Annotated in this window: 16 protein-coding genes; 8 read left to right on the top strand and 8 right to left on the bottom strand. The window is 45.9% G+C overall.

Annotated features, from left to right (window positions below; genetic code table 11):
• The first annotated feature begins 146 nt into the window (after positions 1 to 146).
• From H8698_RS06395 to H8698_RS06385, 3 genes are read left to right on the top strand one after another with little or no spacing between them, the layout of a single operon-like run.
• On the top strand, positions 147 to 704 hold the full coding sequence (locus H8698_RS06395) for an RNA polymerase sigma factor (RefSeq protein ID WP_249311772.1): 558 nt from the start codon (positions 147 to 149) through the stop codon (positions 702 to 704).
• Complete coding sequence (locus H8698_RS06390; RefSeq protein ID WP_249311771.1) at positions 701 to 1,432, top strand: hypothetical protein; 732 nt, start codon at positions 701 to 703, stop codon at positions 1,430 to 1,432. The genes H8698_RS06395 and H8698_RS06390 overlap by 4 nt, the downstream gene beginning before the upstream one ends.
• 4 nt (positions 1,433 to 1,436) lie before the next feature.
• Positions 1,437 to 4,865 (top strand): S-layer homology domain-containing protein, encoded by a 3,429-nt coding sequence (locus H8698_RS06385; RefSeq protein WP_249311770.1) that lies wholly within the window; start codon positions 1,437 to 1,439, stop codon positions 4,863 to 4,865.
• Between the two features lie 36 nt (positions 4,866 to 4,901).
• Here the strand turns inward: H8698_RS06385 and H8698_RS06380 are convergent, their stop codons facing one another.
• The 8 genes from H8698_RS06380 to H8698_RS06345 form a co-directional block, all read right to left on the bottom strand.
• Entirely contained in the window at positions 4,902 to 7,436 is a 2,535-nt protein-coding gene (locus H8698_RS06380) for an ABC transporter permease (RefSeq protein ID WP_249311769.1), read from the bottom strand.
• Entirely contained in the window at positions 7,429 to 8,106 is a 678-nt protein-coding gene (locus H8698_RS06375) for an ABC transporter ATP-binding protein (protein ID WP_249311768.1), read from the bottom strand. The genes H8698_RS06380 and H8698_RS06375 overlap by 8 nt, the downstream gene beginning before the upstream one ends.
• A 118-nt stretch (positions 8,107 to 8,224) precedes the next feature.
• Positions 8,225 to 10,681, bottom strand: coding sequence for an FtsX-like permease family protein (locus tag H8698_RS06370; protein ID WP_249311767.1), 2,457 nt, complete (start codon positions 10,679 to 10,681; stop codon positions 8,225 to 8,227).
• A 1-nt stretch (position 10,682) separates the two neighbouring features.
• On the bottom strand, positions 10,683 to 11,351 hold the full coding sequence (locus H8698_RS06365; protein WP_177678671.1) for an ABC transporter ATP-binding protein: 669 nt from the start codon (positions 11,349 to 11,351) through the stop codon (positions 10,683 to 10,685).
• Between the two features lie 76 nt (positions 11,352 to 11,427).
• Positions 11,428 to 12,654, bottom strand: a complete 1,227-nt coding sequence (locus H8698_RS06360) for a sensor histidine kinase (RefSeq protein WP_249311766.1) — start codon at positions 12,652 to 12,654, stop codon at positions 11,428 to 11,430.
• Positions 12,651 to 13,343, bottom strand: a complete 693-nt coding sequence (locus H8698_RS06355; RefSeq protein WP_249311765.1) for a response regulator transcription factor — start codon at positions 13,341 to 13,343, stop codon at positions 12,651 to 12,653. The genes H8698_RS06360 and H8698_RS06355 overlap by 4 nt, the downstream gene beginning before the upstream one ends.
• Positions 13,344 to 13,353: 10 nt before the next feature.
• Positions 13,354 to 14,277, bottom strand: a complete 924-nt coding sequence (locus tag H8698_RS06350) for a sensor histidine kinase (protein ID WP_249311764.1) — start codon at positions 14,275 to 14,277, stop codon at positions 13,354 to 13,356.
• Positions 14,265 to 14,927: a response regulator transcription factor gene (locus H8698_RS06345; RefSeq protein ID WP_249311763.1), complete on the bottom strand. Its 663-nt coding sequence runs from the start codon at positions 14,925 to 14,927 to the stop codon at positions 14,265 to 14,267. Before H8698_RS06345 ends, H8698_RS06350 begins: the two co-directional genes overlap by 13 nt.
• A 155-nt stretch (positions 14,928 to 15,082) precedes the next feature.
• On the opposite strand from H8698_RS06345, the gene H8698_RS06340 reads away from it, so the two are divergent.
• The 5 genes from H8698_RS06340 (at position 15,083) to H8698_RS06320 (ending at position 21,176) form a co-directional block, all read left to right on the top strand.
• On the top strand, positions 15,083 to 15,787 hold the full coding sequence (locus tag H8698_RS06340) for a response regulator transcription factor (protein WP_249311762.1): 705 nt from the start codon (positions 15,083 to 15,085) through the stop codon (positions 15,785 to 15,787).
• Entirely contained in the window at positions 15,780 to 17,117 is a 1,338-nt protein-coding gene (locus tag H8698_RS06335; RefSeq protein WP_249311761.1) for a sensor histidine kinase, read from the top strand. Before H8698_RS06340 ends, H8698_RS06335 begins: the two co-directional genes overlap by 8 nt.
• Positions 17,118 to 17,328: 211 nt before the next feature.
• Entirely contained in the window at positions 17,329 to 18,378 is a 1,050-nt protein-coding gene (locus tag H8698_RS06330) for a tyrosine-type recombinase/integrase (protein ID WP_249311760.1), read from the top strand.
• Between the two features lie 108 nt (positions 18,379 to 18,486).
• The gene (locus tag H8698_RS06325; RefSeq protein ID WP_249311759.1) at positions 18,487 to 19,446 is read left to right on the top strand and encodes a glycosyltransferase family 2 protein; all 960 of its coding nucleotides are present in this window, start codon (positions 18,487 to 18,489) and stop codon (positions 19,444 to 19,446) included.
• Positions 19,443 to 21,176, top strand: a complete 1,734-nt coding sequence (locus H8698_RS06320; RefSeq protein WP_249311758.1) for a DUF6056 family protein — start codon at positions 19,443 to 19,445, stop codon at positions 21,174 to 21,176. The genes H8698_RS06325 and H8698_RS06320 overlap by 4 nt, the downstream gene beginning before the upstream one ends.
• Positions 21,177 to 21,202 lie beyond the last annotated feature (26 nt).

Genomic DNA, 21,202 nt, shown 5'->3' with positions numbered 1-21,202 from the left:
GCACGGCTACCTTTCGCCAAGCTGAATGAAACCTTACGGCAACCTTAAATAAAATTTTGTGGTATAATAAAAATAAAATGCAACCATCGCAAATAATTTCTTACAGTATAGATGTAGGGCCGCTACACAAAGGAGACTGAAAAACCATGGAGGATGAAACAATCATAGGCTTATATTTGAAACGGGACGAGGAGGCAATTCATGCGTCGTCGTTAAAATATGGAGCGCTGCTGAAATCGGTTGCATACCGCATTTTAAACAATTCTGCCGACGCAGAGGAATGTGAAAACGACGCATATTTTGCGGCGTGGAACGCAATACCGCCGGCACAGCCAAAGTCGCTTGCGGCATTTTTAGGCCGCATTGTGCGAAACCATGCATTAAACAGGTATGACTATTACACGGCAGACAAGCGAAACCGTGCTTTCGACCTGATTTTGTCCGAGCTTTCGGAATGTATCCCTGCGCGGGATACGGCGGAGGGCAGCCTTGAAGAGGGAGAAACGGCCGAACACATAAACAGGTTTTTAAAACATGCCGACAGCGCAAAGCGGGCTGTGTTTGTCAGAAGATATTGGTATTCCGATACCATAAAAGATATCGCTTTAAGATACCATTTCAGTGAAAGCAAGGTTAAGTCCATGCTCATGCGCACGCGCAGCGGGCTAAAAAAATATTTAGAAAAGGAAGGCGTTACACTGTGACAAATAAAGATTTATTTCAGGAAATTGGCAATATAGATGAAAAATTTGTTTTAGAAGCCGGCGGCCCGGCAAAAAAAATACGCAGAATCAGGCTTTCAAAAATTGCGGCGCTAGCCGCTGCGGTTGTTTTAATCTGCGGTTTTTCTGTTTGGGCGGCAAGCAGCATTATTGCGTCGCGGTCCGGCCAGTCCAGCAGCATACCCGACTATTTTTCACCGCCCAGCGCACAAACCCTGCAAAAGGATTTGGGTTTTTCGGCCAACATTTTGGCCGCGTTTCAAAACGGATTTCAATTTCAATCCGGAAATATTTCAGAAGATGAAAGCGCAGATGCAAACGGAAACGTTCTTGAACAGTATAAATCTCTGGGATGCTGGTACAAAAGGGGGAAGGACAGCATTTCCATTTATATCGACGGCGCGGCTATAGGCGAAAACAATAGTTTAAGCGAAACTGTTGCACAGCACCGCGGCAGTGACATTGGCTATTACGCCTATGTAAACAAGATGGTGCCGGGAGATTATAAAAAGACAAAGCAGGATAAACTGGACGAAACCGCAGGCAAATATGTTTTTAGCTACGGCAGCAACAAAATTGAAACCGTTCAGGTGCAGATTGTAACCTGGAGCTATGGGGGATTAAACTACTCTCTCTGCGCTATGGATACAGAACTGTCTGCAGAAGAACTGGTAGAAATGGCAAAAGAATTTATTGACGGTCAGGAGTGATTTTATGGTAAAAAAGATTTGGACCTTGATTGCAGCAGCAATTTTGTTATTTAACATGCAATGTGTGGCTTTCGCGGACGAAGGATATGCACAGACAGGATTTACGCTTGTTTCCCAGCAGTATATTGAAAATTTAAGCGGCACGGCATATTATTTTAAGCACATAAAAACCGGCGCTGAAGTTGTTTATGTAGACAACGGCGCCGAAAAACGGGAGTTTTCCATTGGGTTTAAAACCCCGCCAAAGGACAACAAGGGCGCAAACCACGTGCTGGAACACAGCCTGCTGTGCGGCAGCGAAAAGTATCCTGTAAAGAATATTATGAGCTACTTGAATGCGAATGCCTTGGCAGAGGAAATTAACGCCTATACGTCTGACGACTGCACCTATTACACGGTGAAAACAAAAAATGAAACAGAGTATTATAATTTAATGGACGTCTACTTAAATGGTATTTTCCACCCGCTTTTGCTCACGGAAGAAAATATTTTCCGCCAGCAGGGAATCCGCAAAGAATATCAAGACGGGGCGGTGCAATATAACGGTGTGGTTTATAACGAGCTGCGGATTAAAAGCTTAGAGAGCTCAGAAAATTCTGTGAATTTTTTAGCGGATAAGCTTTATACCGCGCTTTACGGCGAGACAACCCCTGCCTTTAACAGCGGCGGCACGGTGGAGGACATAAAAGATCTTACATACGAAGACCTTTTAAGGGTTTACCATACCTATTACACGCCGTCTAACAGCATGACCTGTCTTGTAGGCAAACAGGACATTTTAAAGTCCCTTTCCCTGTTAAACAAATTTTTTAACGATTCGGTACAAAAAAACATTTCAATTGCATTTCCCGATACAAAACAGACGCCGGCTGAACCAATTTGTGAATTCAACATTACAGGGAATACCAAAACCGTGGACATTGGCTTCATGTCCTCAGGCGTGCCGATGCACAGTGTGAAAGAGGTTTACGCAAGAGATATTTTATTTAATCTCGTGATGGCAAAAATGGATGAGGTGAATTCCAAAAACTATGTTTCGGGCGGGAATACCGGCGGCATTTCAAATCTGGCGCTGCTTGTTTCGGAGGTGCCCATTGAACAAAAGGACGAAATGATTGCGCACTATAAAACTATTTTATCTGACTTTGAAACACAGGGCATATCAAAAGACGATTTAAACAGTAAAATCGACAGTTACATAGAGGAGAGAAAAAATCCATACGGCTATTCCACAGAACTGAATGTTTTTAACGGACTGGTATATACCCAAGACCCGTTTTCCTGGCTGGAAATGACGGAAATTGCCGACTGGCTGAAGGGCAATCCAGATTATTTTAACACGGTGTTAGAAACTTATTTTACGAAAAACCCTTACAGTGTGATTGTGGTTTCGGGCAACGGGGCAAAGGTGCCTGTCAGCGACACCATTACGGCAACCGCAGAAGAACTGGAGCAGATAAGACAGGACACAGAAGACTTTAACGCCTGGGTAAACGCGCCGGAGGATCCGGAGGCAGTGGCGCGGATTCCGTCGTTAACCCTGGATGAGGTTGACCAAACCCCTGATTTGCTCCAGGCTCAGGAGGAAAAAATCAATCAAATTTCCTATTTCAGCACGGTGATTGAAGACCGTGAAACCGACTCTGCCAGCCTGTTTTTTGACATTGGCCTGAAAGGCGAAAGCTTAAATGAGCTGCAGTTGATGAACGGATTTTTAAATTATCAGCTGCAAAAAAGCGGTTTAGATGGGATTTATTTTGAGCTTTGCGGCTTAGAAAATGCAAAGGACGATTCTGTCGTTCGTCCTATGCTCTGTGTTGGAATGAATGCGCCAAGCGGCGAAATGGAAAGCAAGCTGAATTTGGCTATGGAATTTCTTTTGGGAGATAAGCTGTGGAATGAGGAAGATTTTAAGGAATATTTAAAAAACGCAGCAGACGATATTTTGAAAAACGGATACCGCGACCCATACTTCGTGTCCTATGAATTGATGCAGTCTGCCCAGTCTATGGGGAAACGATTTAACAGCGTTACCCGGGGCAGCATTGGTCAGGGATCGCTGGCATACTTTCGTTATTTAAAGCAGGCAGAACTGTCGCCTGAGGAAACCAACAGGCGGTTTGAAACTGTGAAAACGCTTGCAAACCGCATTTTGTCCTGCGCGCCGTTTGCAGAGTATGTGGGTTCGCAATCCGGCAGCCAGCAGTTTAAAGCCACGGTTGCCGCCCGGTTTGGCGAAATGAAAGCAGGAAGCATTATGGAATGGAAGCTCCCGGTGGGATATCCGTCTGCCGCCACCATCACCACCTTAGACGACGCAGACCACTTTATGCTGGCGGGATTTCTTACAGAAGGCGGATATGCGTTTTCAGGAAAAATGAATATTATGACAAAAGTGGTTGCTTCAAAATATTTATACCCTGTGATGCGGGGGCAATACGGCGTATATGGAGCTGGAATGAATGTTGACGGAACCACCCTGGTGTGCGCTGTGGCGGGGCTGAAAGACATAGACCTGGCCGTTCAGGTTTGGAGCGGCATGGGAAACTTTTTAAGGAACCTAGAAATGACACAAAAGGAACTTGACGGCATGATTGTCTCTGCAATTAACGAGTTTGACGAATGGGAAGCAAACACGGAAAACGGCGCATTTTTGGCTCTTTCAGGGAAAACTGCCGAAGACATAAAACAGGTGCGCAGCGAAATGCTTTCCACAACGGTGGAGGACGTAAAAAGCTATGCAGACTTTGTAGACGACATGGCGGCCCAGAACAGAATTTTTGCAGTGTTGGGGAAAGATGCGGCGGACAAGGCAAAATTTGAATTTCCCTACTATGCCGATGCAAAGACGCTCACAGTTTCGCCCAGGCTGAAACGAAATGCCGGCGGCTATATGACGGGGAAGACGGAAAACACGTTCCAGCCGGACGCACCAATTACCCGGGCGGAAACGGCGGCAATTTTTTCAAGGCTTATGGCCGACCAGCGTCCGCCGGAAGAAAAAAATTATTTTCAGGACGTAGCAGACAGCGACTGGTTTTCCAATGCGGTTGCTTCCGTAACGGAAAAGGGCGTTTTAAACGGCTATGGCGACGGCTCGTTTTGTCCGGATAAAAACATCACCCGGGCAGAGTTTGCCGCGGCGGCTTCTAAATTTTTGTTTGGCACAGTGAATAAAGGAAACACCCAATTCGCCGATGTAAGCGAAACCCACTGGGCGTATAACGCAATTTCAAAAATGGCAGACAGCGGATTGTTAAACGGCTATGATGGAGGCATGTTTATGCCCGACCAGCCCATCACCCGGGCGGAAGCCGTTACGGTGATGAACAAAATGCTGGGAAAAGCACCAGACAGCGAATCAAATAACCCATTTTCCGACCTATTGCCGATACACTGGGCCTATGCAGACATTTTAGCCGCAATTCAATAAAGCAAAAACGGCCGCAGCATGTGCTGCGGCCGTTTCTTATTCGTTTTCCCGTAACCGTTCCACAATGCTTTGCTTTGTTACGTTTCTTAAAACAATGGGCGGCAAAATCATGCCAATTATCAATAGAAGCGGAATGGTGCAGATGAGCGGCAGCAGCGTAAACTGGAAAGAGAAAAACCACAGATTACCCGAAATGGCTTTCACAATTACGCCGGAGAACAAAATGCTGCCCAATAACGACACCACAGCCGCGGCCAATGCATAGTAAAATCCCTCTAAAATCAGCATTTTCTGAAGCTGTGATTTCGTCATGCCAATGGACTGCATCATGGCAAACTCCCGGCGTCTTGTAATAATGCTGGTCAGGGTGGAGTTTACAAAGTTTAAAACGCCAATTAAGCCAATTACCAAACTCAGCGCACCGCCTACCAGCAGCACCATGCTGCGGAGTCCTTCAAACTCGCTGACGCGGGTGCCCTTGGAGCTAAAATTCATCACGGGCTCTGCGTTTTCCGTATATTGTTTTAAAAATGCGTCCATAGCGGGTTCGTCCTTGTCTTCTACATTAAAGACAAAGCTCATCACCCCCGGGTTTGCAACCATTTCTTTGTAGATATCAGCCGGCAGGTAAAAGGAAAAATCAGACCCGCGGCCGCAGGAATTGGTATATGTTTCAACAGCTACCTTTGCCATCACCTCAAAGGAGCGGATTTGCGGCTCATTGCCATTCCGCTTGTCGCTTAAGCCCTTGCGGTTGTGCAGCGTTACCGTGTCGCCGATTTTATAGTGCGACGAACTCCACTCCGGACTGCCGTCGTCATGAAGCTCCACGCCTTCTAAAATATATTTCCCGGTTTTTAATTTCTCCATGTCGATTTCACCCTCTAAAACGTCTAAGCGGGCCAAGGGCAGGTCATCTGCACCATACACGAAGCACATCGGCCGCCCCTCGGGGTCTACGTTATACTGTTTACTGGTTACATATTCGAGAGAAAAAGTTTCTGCGTCCATGTTGGCATAAAACCTTCCGCCCTCTGAAAATCCAGACTGCTGCTTCACGGCCTCAATAAAGCTTTCAGAAACAGCATTTTCCGGGCCGTGGAAATCGTAGTTAAAATAGTCAGCGTGGGCAATTAAAAAGTCGGTATCTACAAACTTTGAAAGAAACTTATCCATGTCGAACCCACGGCTAAAGGTATAAACCGTGTTAAACAAAATTAAGCTCATGGACATGGAAATTACCACTAAAACGGTTCTTTTTTTATTTCTGCTCAGGTTGGAAACAGCCATTGCCGAAATACGCGAACCGCGCTTTGTTTTTTTGCCTTTCTTTTTTGAATGTCCGGCATCGGTATACCGCACCGCCTCAACAGGGGAGACGCTGGCTGCAATTTTGCCCGGTTTATTTGTGCTTAAAAACACGGTGATGAGGGCAAACAAAAGGGCGCCGATAAAGATAATCGGGTTGGCGGTGGTGGTAAACTGCGCGCCCCTTGCAAAGGTTTGGCTTAAAATAACGGGTACCAGAGAGCAGCCGACAAAGTAGCCCGCAACCAACCCGATGGGAATGCCGATTGCGGCCAGAACCAGCGCCTGCCGCCGGATGATTTTCTTAATTTGTTTTCCGGTGGTGCCTATGGTTTTTAAAAGTCCGTAAAACCGAATGTCTTTAATTACAGAAATCTGAAAAATGTTATAAATGATCAGATAGCCTGTAAGAATAATTAAAAGCAGAGCGGCTAAAACGCCGATAACGGTGGGCGGGTCCATGGAAAAGTTCGTGGTGAGATAAGACCAGTTTACATTAGACGCAATGTAATTGGGGTCTTCCTCGCGTTGTGAATAGCCGGACTCTGTAAGTACCCGCTCTAGCTTGTTTTCTAAGCTTAGGGAGTTTGAAAACATCATGTAGCTGTTGATAACACCCGTCATGTCATAATTTTCTTTATAGCTGTTATACAGCTCGCCGATATGTTCCTCCATATATGCACGAGAGGTTATCAGCATGGAAACGTTAAACACCGGGTCTGGTTCCCACCAGCCGGAAATAACAAAATCCCGTGTCACCTTTTGGCCGTGCACCGTAAGCTCTAACGTTACCGGTGCCCCAATTTCCTGTTTTGCCCCCAGCATTTTTATGGCTTTGGTGTCTAAAATCAGCTCGTTCGCCTTTTCGGGCTTTCTGCCTGTGGTAGGTTCGCAAAAACCAAGCTTTAAGGCGGTGTCGTCCATGTAATAAAACTCGCCCCGGCGCTTTAAAAGTTCCTCATTATCAACGCTGTCGCATAAAATTCTGTTATAAGAAAGCTCTTTTATCAGTTTGTGTTTTTTTATTGTGTCAAACTGTTCATCAGTAATATATTTTATAACGGCCATGCCGTCGCCTCCGGCCTGGCGCATAGTTTGCTTTTGAAAATTTTCTACCAGCCCGCTGCCCACCGTGAAAAGGGCGGTGAACAAAACGGCAGTTAAGGCAATTGCGGCAATAGCAATGATATTGCGCGATTTGTTGGCCCAAAAGCTTTTGCCTGCAATGCGTGAAATCACTTTTTTGTTGCTTACCTTATACATTGCGGTCACCTGCAATTCTGCCGTCTTCAATGCGGATAATGCGCTGAGCCATCTGCGCCAGTTCCTCGTTGTGGGTAATCATAACAATGGTCTGGCCAAATTTTTCGCTGGTTACCTTTAAAAGCCCCAGCACATCTAAGCTGGTTTTGCTGTCTAAGTTTCCTGTTGGCTCGTCGGCTAGAATAATGGCTGGCTTGGTTGCCAGCGCCCGGGCAATGGCAACACGCTGCTGCTGGCCGCCGGAAAGCTGGTTTGGCAAATTGGTAAGTTTTGACTCTAATCCCAGCGTCGCGATGATGGAGTTTACAAAGGAGTGGTCCACTTTCTCACCGTCCAGTTCAATTGGCAGCACGATGTTCTCATATACATTCAGCACCGGCACCAGGTTATAGCTTTGAAAAACAAATCCAATTTTTCTGCGGCGAAAAATGGTAAGCTCGTCGTCCTTTAGCTTAAAAATATCGGTGCCGTCTACGGTAACGCTGCCCTCAGTTGCGCGGTCTAAACCGCCAAGCATGTGCAAAAGCGTTGACTTTCCGCTGCCGGAAGTGCCGACAATTGCGGCAAACTCGCCTTTTTGGGCGCTTAGGTTCACCCCGTCTAAGGCCTTTACCACGGTGCTTCCTTCGCCGTAATATTTTTTTAAATTGTGGGTTTTGAGAATTTCCATATGTTTAACCTCCTAAAAAAATCATGTGCAAAGATTTTTTATCCTTCGCACATGATTATATCAAACGGTTCTTTCGAGAATCTTACGAAAAGGTTACAGTTTTGAAAGAATTTATGGTTTACTCGCCGCTTCTCATCCGCGTAACCAGGCTCTCTTTGTGAATTCGTTTGGAAATGAAGAACGTAATTGCCATTTGTCCCAAAATCAGCGCCAGCCCAAGCCCGATGGTTTCAATCAGCGGATAGTGGTAAATCTGCACCTCCATAAAGCCTGTGTTCCTTCCGTATAAAAACACCAAATAGCCCAAAAGATTTCCCACAGTTAGCGCAGCAAGCAGCGTACCCATGGTGAACACCATTCCCTCTTTAGAAAGCATTTTTACAAGCTGTTTGTCGGAAAGACCAATGGCCTGCAGCATGGCAAGCTCCCGCTTTCGGGTTATAATGCTGGTTACCATGGTATTGATGAGGTTCATAAAACTGATAATACCAATTAAAATTAAGATTGCATACATCGGATATTTTATCATGTTAATGGAAAGCTTTGCAATGTCCCGCTCCTCGTCCATGGAATATAGCTTAAACAGCTGGTTTTGTCCGGTTATTTCCTGAAGCTGTGCTTTCACGGCGCCGAACTGCTCCGGCTCTGCGTGAATATATAGCGCTATGGTGGTGTTTAAATCCCCGGCCAGCTGATCGAACAGCTCTTTCGGCAGCATAAAACTCATTTTTCCCCAAGAGCCGCTGGCAGCAATTTCACCATTAAAAGGAATTTGCTTGTCCCCGCGGAAAAACGACAAAGACAGCCGCTGGTTCATGGAAAATCCTTCTTTTTCTAAAATGGTGTCGTAACAATATATCAAGCCGTGGTTTGCCAAAAGCGCGTCATAATCCAAGTCGCCCCGTTTTAAGTCTTTTTTCAGCTTTGGAATGTCCTCCCGGGTGAAGCAGCCAATTCCGGCGCGGGTCCCGCCGGCAAACACTTCAGAGTCTGAGTCGGCGCCTGCCAGCATTGCGTTTTCTGTGTCAACAGCCGTAACGCCGGGAATGGATTTGATTTTATTGAGCAAAGCATCGTCAAAGGGAGAGTGCATCTGCACTCGGTCTAAATTATTTTCCGGATAGGTCTTGTCGTTGTAAGATGCGTCTAAAGAAATCATGAAATCGCCCTCCGGCAGCGTTCTGCGGGCAAAGTCGTCAATGCTCATGCTGTTTGCCACCGCGGCAAGGCTGATGAACAGCACACAGCTCAGCCCCATGGTCACAATGGTAACAACGGTTCTTTTTTTATTCCGTGCAAGATTTGCCCAGCTTAAACGGGTTAAGTTTAAGGTGTTGCAGCCCTCCCGCTCTTTCCGCTTGTCTGAGCTGGTTTCTTGATACCGGATGGCCTCAACAGGTGAAATTTTTGAAGCCATTGACAGCGGTTTTAAAAGAGAGAGGAACACCGTAACAAGCACAACGAGGATAACCCCCAGCGTAACGGGAAGAGAAAACATGGAAATTCCGCCTTCGGGCAGCTCGGCATAAACGCTGTATTTCGACATGGCGCTCATGAGCATGGGAAGCCCCAGCTTGGGAATTAAGTATCCTAACACCAACCCAACCGGCAGGGCAATGAGGGAGGCAAACAGCCCCTCAAGCTGCAGCAGACGGCGGATTTGTTTTTTCGACGCCCCCAGGGCTTTCAGCTTTCCGATTTCCTGCACATCGGTAATGACAGACACGTAATAAATGCTGTAAATAACAAGACCTGCAAAGAGCGCAATGATGAGCGCGATCAGCACCGAGCCTGCTAAAATATCCTGGCCGGGGTCTGTCATCACCATTAAATATTCGGTGTTAAAGTCTAAATCGTCTTTGTTTAGCCCAATGTCTTCTGCAACGGACGCAATCCGCGCTTTCATCGCGTCGTAGTTTAAATTGTTTTCGCCGTTTACGCGGATTGCAGCGGAAAAGGAGCGTTCCTCCTCCGGGAAAAACTCGCGGATTAATGCTTCTGAAATGCTGGCGCCATAGGCGATCCTGTCGTCGCTCACGTTAAGTTTTGAAACATCCGCCTGGGAAACGAGACCGCAAATAGTAAATTCCCGTGTTACATATTCAGTTTCCCCGGGACGAAACGTAATAGACAGCGTGTTTCCAATTTCAGGGCTCGTGCCCATTCGCTCAAAAAACGCAGGAGGGCCGCAGATTTCGTTCGGAGCTTCGGGCAGCCTGCCCTCAGTTAAGTTTCCCGCACTGTGGAAAACAGAACCTTTCACGGCCTTTGTGAGGCTTAAAAATCCGGTCATTTTTTCATATTGAATTCTGGCAAATATTTCTGAGGCCTCCACTGCTTCAACATCCACATGGTTGGTAAGCAGGTTAAGCTGCCGGGCCGTTAAGTTTTTCATGCGGGCGTGGTGGTTGGCGGTGTGCGATACCGCATATTTCTGGTTGTTAATCAACCCCGCTACAGAGGTGCCCAAGCTCATGAGCAGCAGGGTGGTGAGCATGATGGAAATAACGGTGAACACCGTTCTGCTCTTGTTAAATTTAATCCGGCTTTTTGCAAGAGAGGTGAGTGAATTCATGCTATTTCACCACCTTGCCGTCTTCAATTATAATGGTGCGGTCTGCCATTTGGGCAATGTCCTCATTGTGGGTAATTACCACCAGCGTCTGGCCATATTTTTTTGCGCTTGTTTTAAGCAGAGCGATGACCTCGTCGCCGGTTTTGGTATCTAAATTTCCCGTGGGCTCGTCCGCTAAAATAATGGCGGGCTTTGCCGCCAGGGCCCGGGCATTGGCAACCCGCTGCTGCTGACCGCCTGACAGCGTGTTGGGCAAACTTTTCACCTTGCTGTTAAGCCCCAGTGTGCTGATAATGTCTTTTACAAATGCCGTGTCCGGCCGGCGCCCATCCAACCCTAAAGGAAGCACAATGTTTTCCCATACGTTCAGCGAGGGCACCAGGTTAAATGCCTGAAACACAAACCCAATTTTGCGGCGGCGGATCACAGCCAAACTGTTTTCGCTGTATGCAGCAATGTTTTCGCCGTCCACGAAAACCTCGCCGGAGGTGGGGTAGTCCAGTCCGCCCAAAAGGTGCAGCAGCGTAGACTTTCCGCTGCCAGATTTTCCAACAATGGCAACAAATTCATGCTGGAAAATAGAAATGTCGGCGTGGTCAATGGCCTTTACCAGGCTTTCACCAGCACCGTAGTGCTTACATAAATCCTTTGTTTCTAAAATGACATTCATGATGATTCCTCCTTTTTATAATTCCATTTTATCAGGGGAATCTTACATTTTTCTTACAAACAGCCTTACAGTTTGCTTACAGCGGAAGCTGAAGAATAAAAGCGGCGCCTTTGCCTGGTTCCGATTTCACCGAAATGGTGCCACCCTGTTCCTCTAAAATCCTGCGGGTGAGATAAAGCCCAATGCCGCTGCCCTCGCTGTTTTTTACCTCAGGGGTCGTGCCGCGGTAAAACCGCCTGAAAATTTTGTTCTGTTCGCTTTTTTCAATTCCAATGCCGCAGTCTGTTATTTCGACCCGCACAAAGGAATAAAGCGGTTGCACATGAATTGAAATTTTGCTGTGTTCAGGGCTGTATTTTAAAGCGTTGTCCAGCACGTTCATAATAGCCTCTGCCGTCCATTTCGGGTCGAGATTTAAGTTCAAATCTTTAAAGTCCGACGTTTCAATGGCAATGTTTTTTTTCATTGACTTGTCGTAAATGCCATTCACTGCGCGAACCAATAAATCTGAAAGATTCACTTTTTCTTTTTGGAGGGAAATCATGCCGGTTTCTAAGCGCGACACGTTCATCAGCGCGTCGGCAAGCAGTCTTAATTTGTCCACCTGCAGCAAACTTCGGGCTAAAAATTCTGTTTTCTGTTCCTGGGAATCTGCCTCAGAAAGCACGGTTAAGCAGGTGGAAAGCGCCGCAATGGGCGTTTTCAGCTGGTGGGAGATGTCTGTCACCAAAGATTTAGTGTTGTTTTTTTCCTCTGCCAGAAGCAAAGATTTATACTCTAAGTTCCTGCCCAGCTTGAAAAGTGTATCGGCAAACTGCCGGTTTAACAAAAGACGCTGTTTTTCTGCATCTTTTAAAAAAGAGAAATCGTCGGAAAAATAGCCCTCTAACACCTGGGCAATGCTTTTTTCCTGCCGGCTTTGTCTGCGCTTGATACTGATAAAAAAGGCAAGAATGAAAAGTGTTAAAACTGCCCACAATCCCCAGGTGACTGCAAAAAGAATGATAACCGTTTTTTTATAGCCGCTGTTTTCCAAAAGGCGCATGTGTTCATTATACCCATATTTGCCCAAAATTGTACTTCCTGTTTCAAAAGCGTCAGTTTCTCCTTTTGCAGCGGCGAGAAACGGCTGCTCGGCATTTGAATTTTCGGGCAAAACTGCGCCTGCAATGTTAATTACCGTGTTAATTTCCTGCCGGTAGGCCTCTTTTACAAAAAAAAACGCAAAGGTAGAAAAAGCAGCGGTGAACACGGTTACGGCAATCAGACAGGCAGCAAGGCTGCGTTTCAGCGGCCGGTTCATTTTGTTTCACACGCCCTTTCCCAAATATAACCCAGCCCGCGGATATTTTTAATGTAAACCGGATGGGAGGGGTCGGTTTCTATTTTTTCGCGCAGACGGCGAATGTTCACAGCCAGCGTGTTTTCGTCTACAAAGTTGCCCCCTGAGTCCCAAAGGGACTCCAACAGCTGATTTTTGGAAAGAACCTGCATGGGATTTTTTAAAAAAAGGAGCAAAAGCTTTTGCTCGTTGGCGGTTAAAGAAAGATATGCACCGCTGCGTTTTGCACGGTTTTGTTTTAAATCGAACATAATATCTCCGGAGCATATAACAAATTTTTCCTCCGGTTTGGTTCTGCGCATTATGGCGTTTACCTTCGAAATTAAAACCATCAGCGGAAAGGGTTTGGTAATATAGTCGTCTGCGCCGGCCTCATAGCCGTTCACCATGTCAATTTCCGTGTCCTGCGCCGTGAGAAACAGGAACATAACGTTGCTTTCCCTTCTTACCTCCCGGCAAAAGTCAAGGCCGCTGCCGTCTGGCAGGCCAATGTCGCAGATAATCAGCGAAACTCTGTTTGCAGAAAACAATGCGTTTGCCGCAGCCAGCGTTTCGGCACAAAGCACGTCGTAGCCTTCCTTTTTCAGCTTTACGCAGATACCCCGGCGCAGGCTGTCGTCGTCTTCTATCAATAAAATGGCGTTGTTCATGTCATCAACCTCACTTCGCTAAAAATAAGTTAAACTCTGTGCCGTGGCCTTTGGCAGATTTCACCGTTACATATCCGCCTTGTTTGGAGATAATTTCCCTTGTTAAATATAGACCGATGCCCACGCCCTTTTCGGCGGCTACGTCCGGACTGCGGTAAAACCGCTGAAAAATTTTGGGATATTCCGACTCATGAATTCCTATTCCCGTGTCGGAAACTGTGATACACACAAAACTCTCAAACTCTTTTGCATAAACCGATACGCTGCCGCCTGCATGGGTATATTTTATTGCGTTGTCCACCACGTTTGAAACCGCCTCAAAGGTCCACTTTGGGTCATAGGCGGCAGAAAATGCGGCGGGCGTTACCGTAAAACGAAGGTTTTTTTCTTCAGCCAGGGGGCGATAAGCCATGAAAAGATCTTTCAAAAGCGGGGATATTTCCTGGATTTTCGGTGCTACGGCAATAATGCCTGCCTCCAGGCGCGAAGTCTTAATTAAGGAGCTGATTAAAAAATTCAGCTTATCTGCCTGGAAGCGCACCTGTCGTGCCAGGTCTTTCGCCGGTTCATCAAGGGTTTCCTGCTCGCATAACAGCTCGGAATAGAGCTTCATGTTAGCAACCGGCGTTTTTGTCTGGTGGGAGATATCGCTGATGAGCACTTTAATTTGGCTTCGCTCTTTGTCAATAGCCTGCCTTTGCTCGTTGCCCGCCGACAGCAGGTGATACAGCATAGTTTCCAGCTTTGAAAGCCGGCTCTCGTCGAAATGCTGTTTCACAAAATTACCTGCAATTGCAGTCTGCAGCATGATTTCCAGCCGTTGGGCCAATTGAACAGATTTTATCTGAACGACAACGGCATATAAAAGGCAGCCAAGCGCCGCCATCGACAAAATTACAGAAACAATCACAGCCGCACCTCCTAACTTTCCCATTGGTAGCCAAGCCCGTACACCGTTTTAATAAACTCTGGTTTTTTGGGGTTGTCTTCAAGCTTGTTTCTTAGCCGGTTGATGGAAACAGACAGGGCGTTTTCATCCACGAAAGCTGCGCCATTTGTCCAAATGCAGTCAATTAGCCTGTCCCGTGTCACGGTATGGTTCGCATTTGAAACCAGCAGGTTTAACAGCTTCTGCTCCGTTTTGCTCATTTCAATGGGCGTTTCGTTTTTATAAAATACCATGTTTTGAAAATCGAACCGGAAAGGGCCAATGCATTGCACCATTCCTTTGTCGTTGCGGCGCAGTACGGCGTTTACCCTGGCGCGCAGCACTGCTAAGCTAAACGGTTTTGTAATGTAGTCGTCTGCGCCCAGTTCCAAACCCGTTACAATGTCCGACTCTAAGTCGTTTGCAGTCAGAAAAATTACGGGAACAACAGACTGTGCTTTTATTTCTCGGCAAAGGTCAAGGCCGCTGCCGTCAGGCAGGTTAATGTCGATTAAAATTAAGTCCGCCTTTGATAGATATTTTCTCGCTTCTAAAAGGTTAAAAGCCTGCAGAATGGAAAATTCAAGACTCTTTAAAGACAGCATTATGCCATTACTTAAGCTCAAATCGTCTTCTATTATTAAAATTGTTTTCATATTCTTATCCTCATTTAATATCATTTAATTTTATTGTACTATAGAACGCCGTCAATGTCAATTTAGGGAGAACAACCTTACGTTAACCTTAAGTTTTTTCTGATTTGCTTTTCACAAACGCAAAGGTGTGGTACAATAAAATCAGGTGATTCATAATGCAGGAACTGAAAACGAAAAAAATATTAGTTGTAGATGATGAACCAACGCTTTTGAAGCTGTTGGAGGACGCGCTGTTTCACGAGGGGTTTTATCACGTTTACACGGCAAAGGACTGCCGCGGGGCGCTGGAAATTGTGCAAACCCAAAACATTGCCCTGTGCATTTTAGACGTAAACCTGCCGGACGGAAACGGGTTTGCGCTGTTTGAAGACATTAAAAAGACATCGCAGGCACCCGTGATTTTTTTAACGGCAAAGGGCGAGGCAGACGACAGGCTGTGCGGATTGTCTTTGGGTGCGGACGACTATATCGTAAAGCCTTTTTTAATGAAAGAGCTGGTGCTGCGTGTGACGGCGGTTTTAAAAAGAACCTACCAAACCAGCGGCGCTGATTCCAGCTTCACGCTATCGGGAAAAACCATTGACTTTGAAACTGCTTCGGTGAACTCCGACAGCGGAGAAGTGCGGCTTACGGCAAAGGAGTTTATTTTGCTTAAAAAGCTGTTTGCACACAAAAATAAAATTGTAACCAACGACGCGCTGTGCCTTGCCGCCTGGGGCGACGACTATTACGGGTATGAAAACACGCTGATGGTGCACATCAGGCGGCTGCGGGAAAAAATTGAACAAAATCCGGGAAAGCCAAGGCACTTAATTACCGTGAAAGGAATTGGCTATAAGCTGGTGATTTCTGATGAATAAAACTATATTTAAAATTTTAATTTTGTTTATCGCAAGCGCTGTTGTGATTTCGTTAATTCTTCTGTCCATCAACTTTCTTGCCTTTGCTATAACGGCCAGCGACACAAGCAATTTAAACCAAAAGTCGCCTGTCACGGTTTTAGGTGAGGTGGCGAAGCACTTAAACAAGACAGACAGCGGGTTCGCGTTCGGTGAAGAATATTCCCTTTCTGAAAACCTCTGGGTCATTTTAATTGATGAAGCGGGCAATGTGATCTGGCAGGAGCATAAGCCTGCGGACATTCCGGAGCATTACACCATTAACGACGTTGCTTCCATGACCAAATGGTTTTTAAACGACTATCCCGTTTATGTGCGCACCTTAGACGATGGCCTTTTGGTGTTGGGATATCCCAAAAACACGGTGGGGAAATATCAAATGGAGTATTCCATGGAGTGGTTCAGCTCGCTTCCCACGCGGCTGATAGCGGTGCTGCTGTTCAATGCGGTTTTGGCAACGGTTCTGGCCCTGTGCTTTGGCCTTATTCTTTACCGCAGACTGAAAGAGCTGGTGACAGGTATTCGGACATTGAAACAGGAAGAACCGACAAATTTAAAGGAAAAGGGTATTTTTAAAGAGCTGGCCAAAAGCGTAAACGAAACGTCTGTGACAATCGGCCGTAAAAATGCGCTGTTAAAGCAGCAAGACGATGCCCGGGCCAACTGGATTGCGGGCATTTCTCACGACGTTCGAACGCCGTTATCCATTATCATGGGCTATTCTGAGGAGCTTTCCGGCTCATTAAAAGATGAGAATAAGCAGAAAAAAGCGGAAATTATTATGTCCCAAAGCCTAAAAATTAAAACGCTTGTGGAGGATTTAAACTTAATTTCCTCTTTGGAATATGACATGCAGCCGGCAAAAAAAAAGCAGATTAAAATTTGCAGTTTGCTGCGGGAAGCCGTTTCCGAAATTTTAAACGAAGCGATGGATGAAAAGGTTAACATTGAACTGGATTTAACCTTTGAAAAGGCCGCTGTCGTTGGAGACGAACGGCTGTTAAAGCGCGCGGTGTTTAACTTGATTCACAACGCCGTTTGTCACAATAAAAGCCCCTGCACCATTCAAATTATCCAGAAAAAAGAGGAAAGCATGTGTGTAATATCCATCCGGGACAACGGCGCAGGCGTTGACCCAAAGGTTTTAGAGCAGATCGGCACAATCCCTAAATCTGCCCACGGGTTAGGACTTCCCATGGCATATAAAATTGTTCAGGTTCACGGCGGCGTTTTTAACGCCTATAACGACGGCGGTTTTTGTGTGGAAATGAAGCTGCCGCTGGCACAATAAGAAATATCAAAAAGCCTCCTGAGGGAAGACCTCAGGAGGCTTTTTTCCGTAAACTAAATCTTTTCGGACACGCTAAAAATCGACAAATTTATCAAATTCGACAATTGTGATATAATTCATAATAGCACAAAAACGACGGTAAATCAAGGGATATTTAAAATATTTTATTCTATTTGCCGTCAAAATCACAGTCAAAAGGGGAAGTGTTGACATGGCCCGAAGAGGTGAAAATATTTATAAACGAAAAGACGGCCGCTATGAAGGACGATATATAAAATTTTATAATTCTGCCGGCAAGGCTGTTTACGGATATCTCTATTCAAAAAGCTATACGGACTTAAAAGAACGGCTAAAATCATGCAAAACGGAAAAGTGGGGTGCTTCAAAGGGTATGAATATCCCGCTGGGCGAGTGGATGAACACCTGGCTAAGCTCCTTAGGAACAACGCGAAAGCCCACAACGCAGCGCGTTTATAAAAGCCACATTGAGAACCACATTAACCCTGCGCTTGGAGCCATTCCGCTAAAAAAATTAAATGCGGAACAGATACAAAATTTTGTAAACGACTTAAATTTGTCCGCGGCTACGGTGAAAACAATTTTTGCAACGTTAAAATCGGCGTTAATTTCAGCTGGAGGCGTTGCGCCGCAGGTGTGGAGCGGTGTGAAAATGCCTAAAAGCGAGAAGTTCATTACGCGTGTTTTGTCTGTTGAGGAACAAAAACGCTTGGAAAATGCGCTTTCAGGCGACAGTGACATCGGAATATTCCTTTGCCTTTACACAGGTCTGCGCATTGGTGAGCTATGCGCCTTAAGATGGGAGGACATTCACTTAGAACGCGCGGTTCTAACAGTGAACGGCACCCAGGCCCGAACAGAAAAGGGTGTTGAAATCATTTCTCCCAAAAGCAAAAGCGCAAAAAGAGAAATTCCGCTGCCGCCGTTTCTGTTAGAAAAAATTAAGCGTTTGCCCCGCACGGGCGAATTTGTAATATCGCGCTTTGGCAGGCCTTTTGATATCCGCACATACCGGCGACATTTCAAGCATATTTTAAATAAGGCAGGCTTGCCGGATATTAAGTTTCATGCACTGAGGCACACCTTTGCAACCAGGGCGTTGGAGGTTGGAATGGACTATAAGACCCTTTCGGAAATATTGGGTCATTCCACCGTTTCCATCACCCTTGATTTATATGCCCATTCGTTAAATGAGCATAAAAAAAAGCAGATGAATAAACTTGGTGGAATTTTTCAATTATAGTCAATTTTTGTGGTCAAGGAGCGCAAAATGGCCGTGTGAACATGCTTTATTTTGCTTTTGTCCGAAAAGATTTAGTTTACGGACAAATTGGAAACGGGAGGTAGAAAAATGGATAAACTGTCGGTGATTGTTCCCTGTTACAACGAGGAAAAAAGCGTTATGTTGTTTTATATTGAGTTGTGCAAAGTGATTTGCCGCATGAATCATACGGAGTTTGAAATATTGTTTGTTGACGACGGTTCGTCGGACAAAACCCGGGAAATTATTGAACGCATTGCGACACAGGACGCCCGCGTGTTTTTTTTGTCCTTTTCCAGAAATTTTGGAAAGGAGGCAGCAATTTATGCCGGGCTCAAACATGTCAGCGGCAGCTACGTCGTGGTTATGGATGTGGATTTGCAGGACCCGCCTTCACTTTTGCCGGAAATGTATCAAATTCTTCAAACCGGGCAGTATGACTGTGTTGCAACAAAACGAAGCACCAGAACAAACGAGCCTCCTGTAAGAAGCATGTTTGCCCACGGGTTTTACAAACTGTTTCACAAATGCACCGGCCTAAAGGTTGCCGACGGCGCGCGCGATTTTAGAATGATGACGCGGAACATGGCAGACTGCATTGCCGAAATGCCCGAACACGGCAGATTTTCCAAGGGAATTTTTGCGTGGGTGGGCTTTGAAACAAAATGGCTTGAATTTGAAAACAAAAAACGCGTTGCAGGCGAAACAAAATGGTCGTTTATGAAGCTGCTGGGCTATGCGTTTGAAGGACTAACGGCGTTTTCGTTTGCCCCGCTGCACTTGTCCACGCTTTTTGCGGTTTTGTTTTTTGCCGCTTTTGTAATTTTTACGCTCTTTTGCATGTTTAGCCCCACAACGCGGCCTTTTTCCGCCTTGACTGGGCTGATTTTGGCGGTTGCCAGCCTACAGTTTTTCGTAATTGGAATTTTGGGGCAATATCTGTCGAAAATAGCGCTTGAAAATAAGCGGAGGCCGCACTATATTATCAAAAAGACCAATTTGAACAACCAAAAACAAATCATGCCGGAAAGCAGGTGCGGCTTCAGATGAACCAGCGGAAAAAAGCGGTTTTAAAAATACTTGGGATATGCGGTTTCGGTTTTATTTTGGCGCTAATGTTCTTTTTGCATGCAAATATCCGGCTTTCGCGGGACGATTTTTTTTATTATCCCTTTTTAAAACACGGAATGACAGAATTTTTTAACAGGCTAAAGCTCCACTATCAAAACACCAATGGACGGCTGCTGGTACACAGTGTTTGCGCCGCGTTTTTAAATTATAACCTGTGGACGTTCCGCCTGTTTAACATTGCGTCAATTCTTTTGTTTTCATGGCTGTTGGCAAACTTATTTGAACAGGACGTAAACCGACGCGCCGGCATGTTTTTAACGGCGCTTTCCGGTTTTTGGCTGATGGGCGGTTTTACTGCGGCGGAGGCTGTAACCTGGGTATCAGGTTCTTTTAATTACATATTACCGGCGCTGCTGCTCATATCTTATCTATATTTTCTAACAAATGCAACAAATGCTAAGGGCTATTTACTTACGTTTGTGCTTTGCCTGCTTTCTTCTGTTACAACCGAGATTACAAGCGCGCTCACGCTGTTGCTGTCTATAGTTCTTTTATTCAGCAGTCACAAAAAAAACAGCCTAATTCCCCCATTTTTTCTGGCCAACATGTTAGCAGCCCTCGCTGGGTTTTTATTTTTGGTTTGTTCGCCTGGAATGCATACCAGGACGGCTGCTGTTTCCTCGCTGGCCCAAGCAATGAAGCAGATGCTCATTCACTTCACCACGTTTTCCCAAATGTGCTGGGAGCCCGGGGGAATTGGCGGTATGCTTATTTTTTCCGCAATCTCTTGTGGAATATGCGCCTACAAAACTTTAAAACGGAAACTTCTATCCGGAACCATGTTTTTTATAGCTGCAATGGCGGTTTTAACAAATTTGGGCGTTGTGTATTCTGCGCGGTGCTACATTGTTTTCGACCTTTGCTATTTTGCGGCACTAATTTGGTTCGGCGTGTTGTTATGTCGTCAGGGAGAAACAAAGGTACTCCTTGCCGCCATATGTTTTGCGGCCGCATTTGCAATTATGTGCGCATCTGGGATTGTGGGCTTTCGCATGCTGTTTCTGCCTGCCATGTGCCTGCTCGTCATTGGCCTTTGCGCCCTGAGCCTGGCACAGCTCAGCCTGGGCGCAATATCTGTGGGGTGTGCCATTATGGTTGTAGTTTCGGGCGTGCAGGTTTTATGTCTGGCTAAAATTAACCAGAAGAATGCGGCTGTGTGGGACGAAAACCAGAAAACTATTGAACGTTACGATGGCGGCTCCCTTGCGCTTCAATCGGTTCCTGACGAATTTTATTTTCAGGGCGGCGTACCGGTAGACAACAATTTTGGCCACGATTATCTTGCGGAGTTTGGCATTGATGACGAGGTGCAGTCATATGCCGTTGAGAAGCAGTATTATACGGCGGTTGACGGGCAGAATGCGGTGGTGACAGATAAGGTAATTCGGCGGTATGATGATTATTACATTTCTTTTGAACGGCTGGCGGAATATTTAAACGAGCCCCACGCATGGCGCTATGAAACTTCTGAAATCCGGCACCGCGGTGAGCTTTACCGTTTTCACTACGGCGCACGTTCTGTTTTGACGTCTTATGTTGGCGGACGGTCGCAAAAATTGTCCGACCCTGTAAGAATTGTGGACAGTGATTTGAAAATTTCTGTATCAGATGCAAACAGGCTTTTTCACTTAAATCTCACCATAAAATAAAAATCGGGCGCCGCAAATTGCGGCGC

Source organism: Congzhengia minquanensis, assembly GCF_014384785.1.
GTDB classification, from domain to species: Bacteria; Bacillota; Clostridia; order UBA1381; family UBA9506; genus Congzhengia; species Congzhengia minquanensis.
This window is presented reverse-complemented; position numbering and strand designations above follow the sequence as displayed.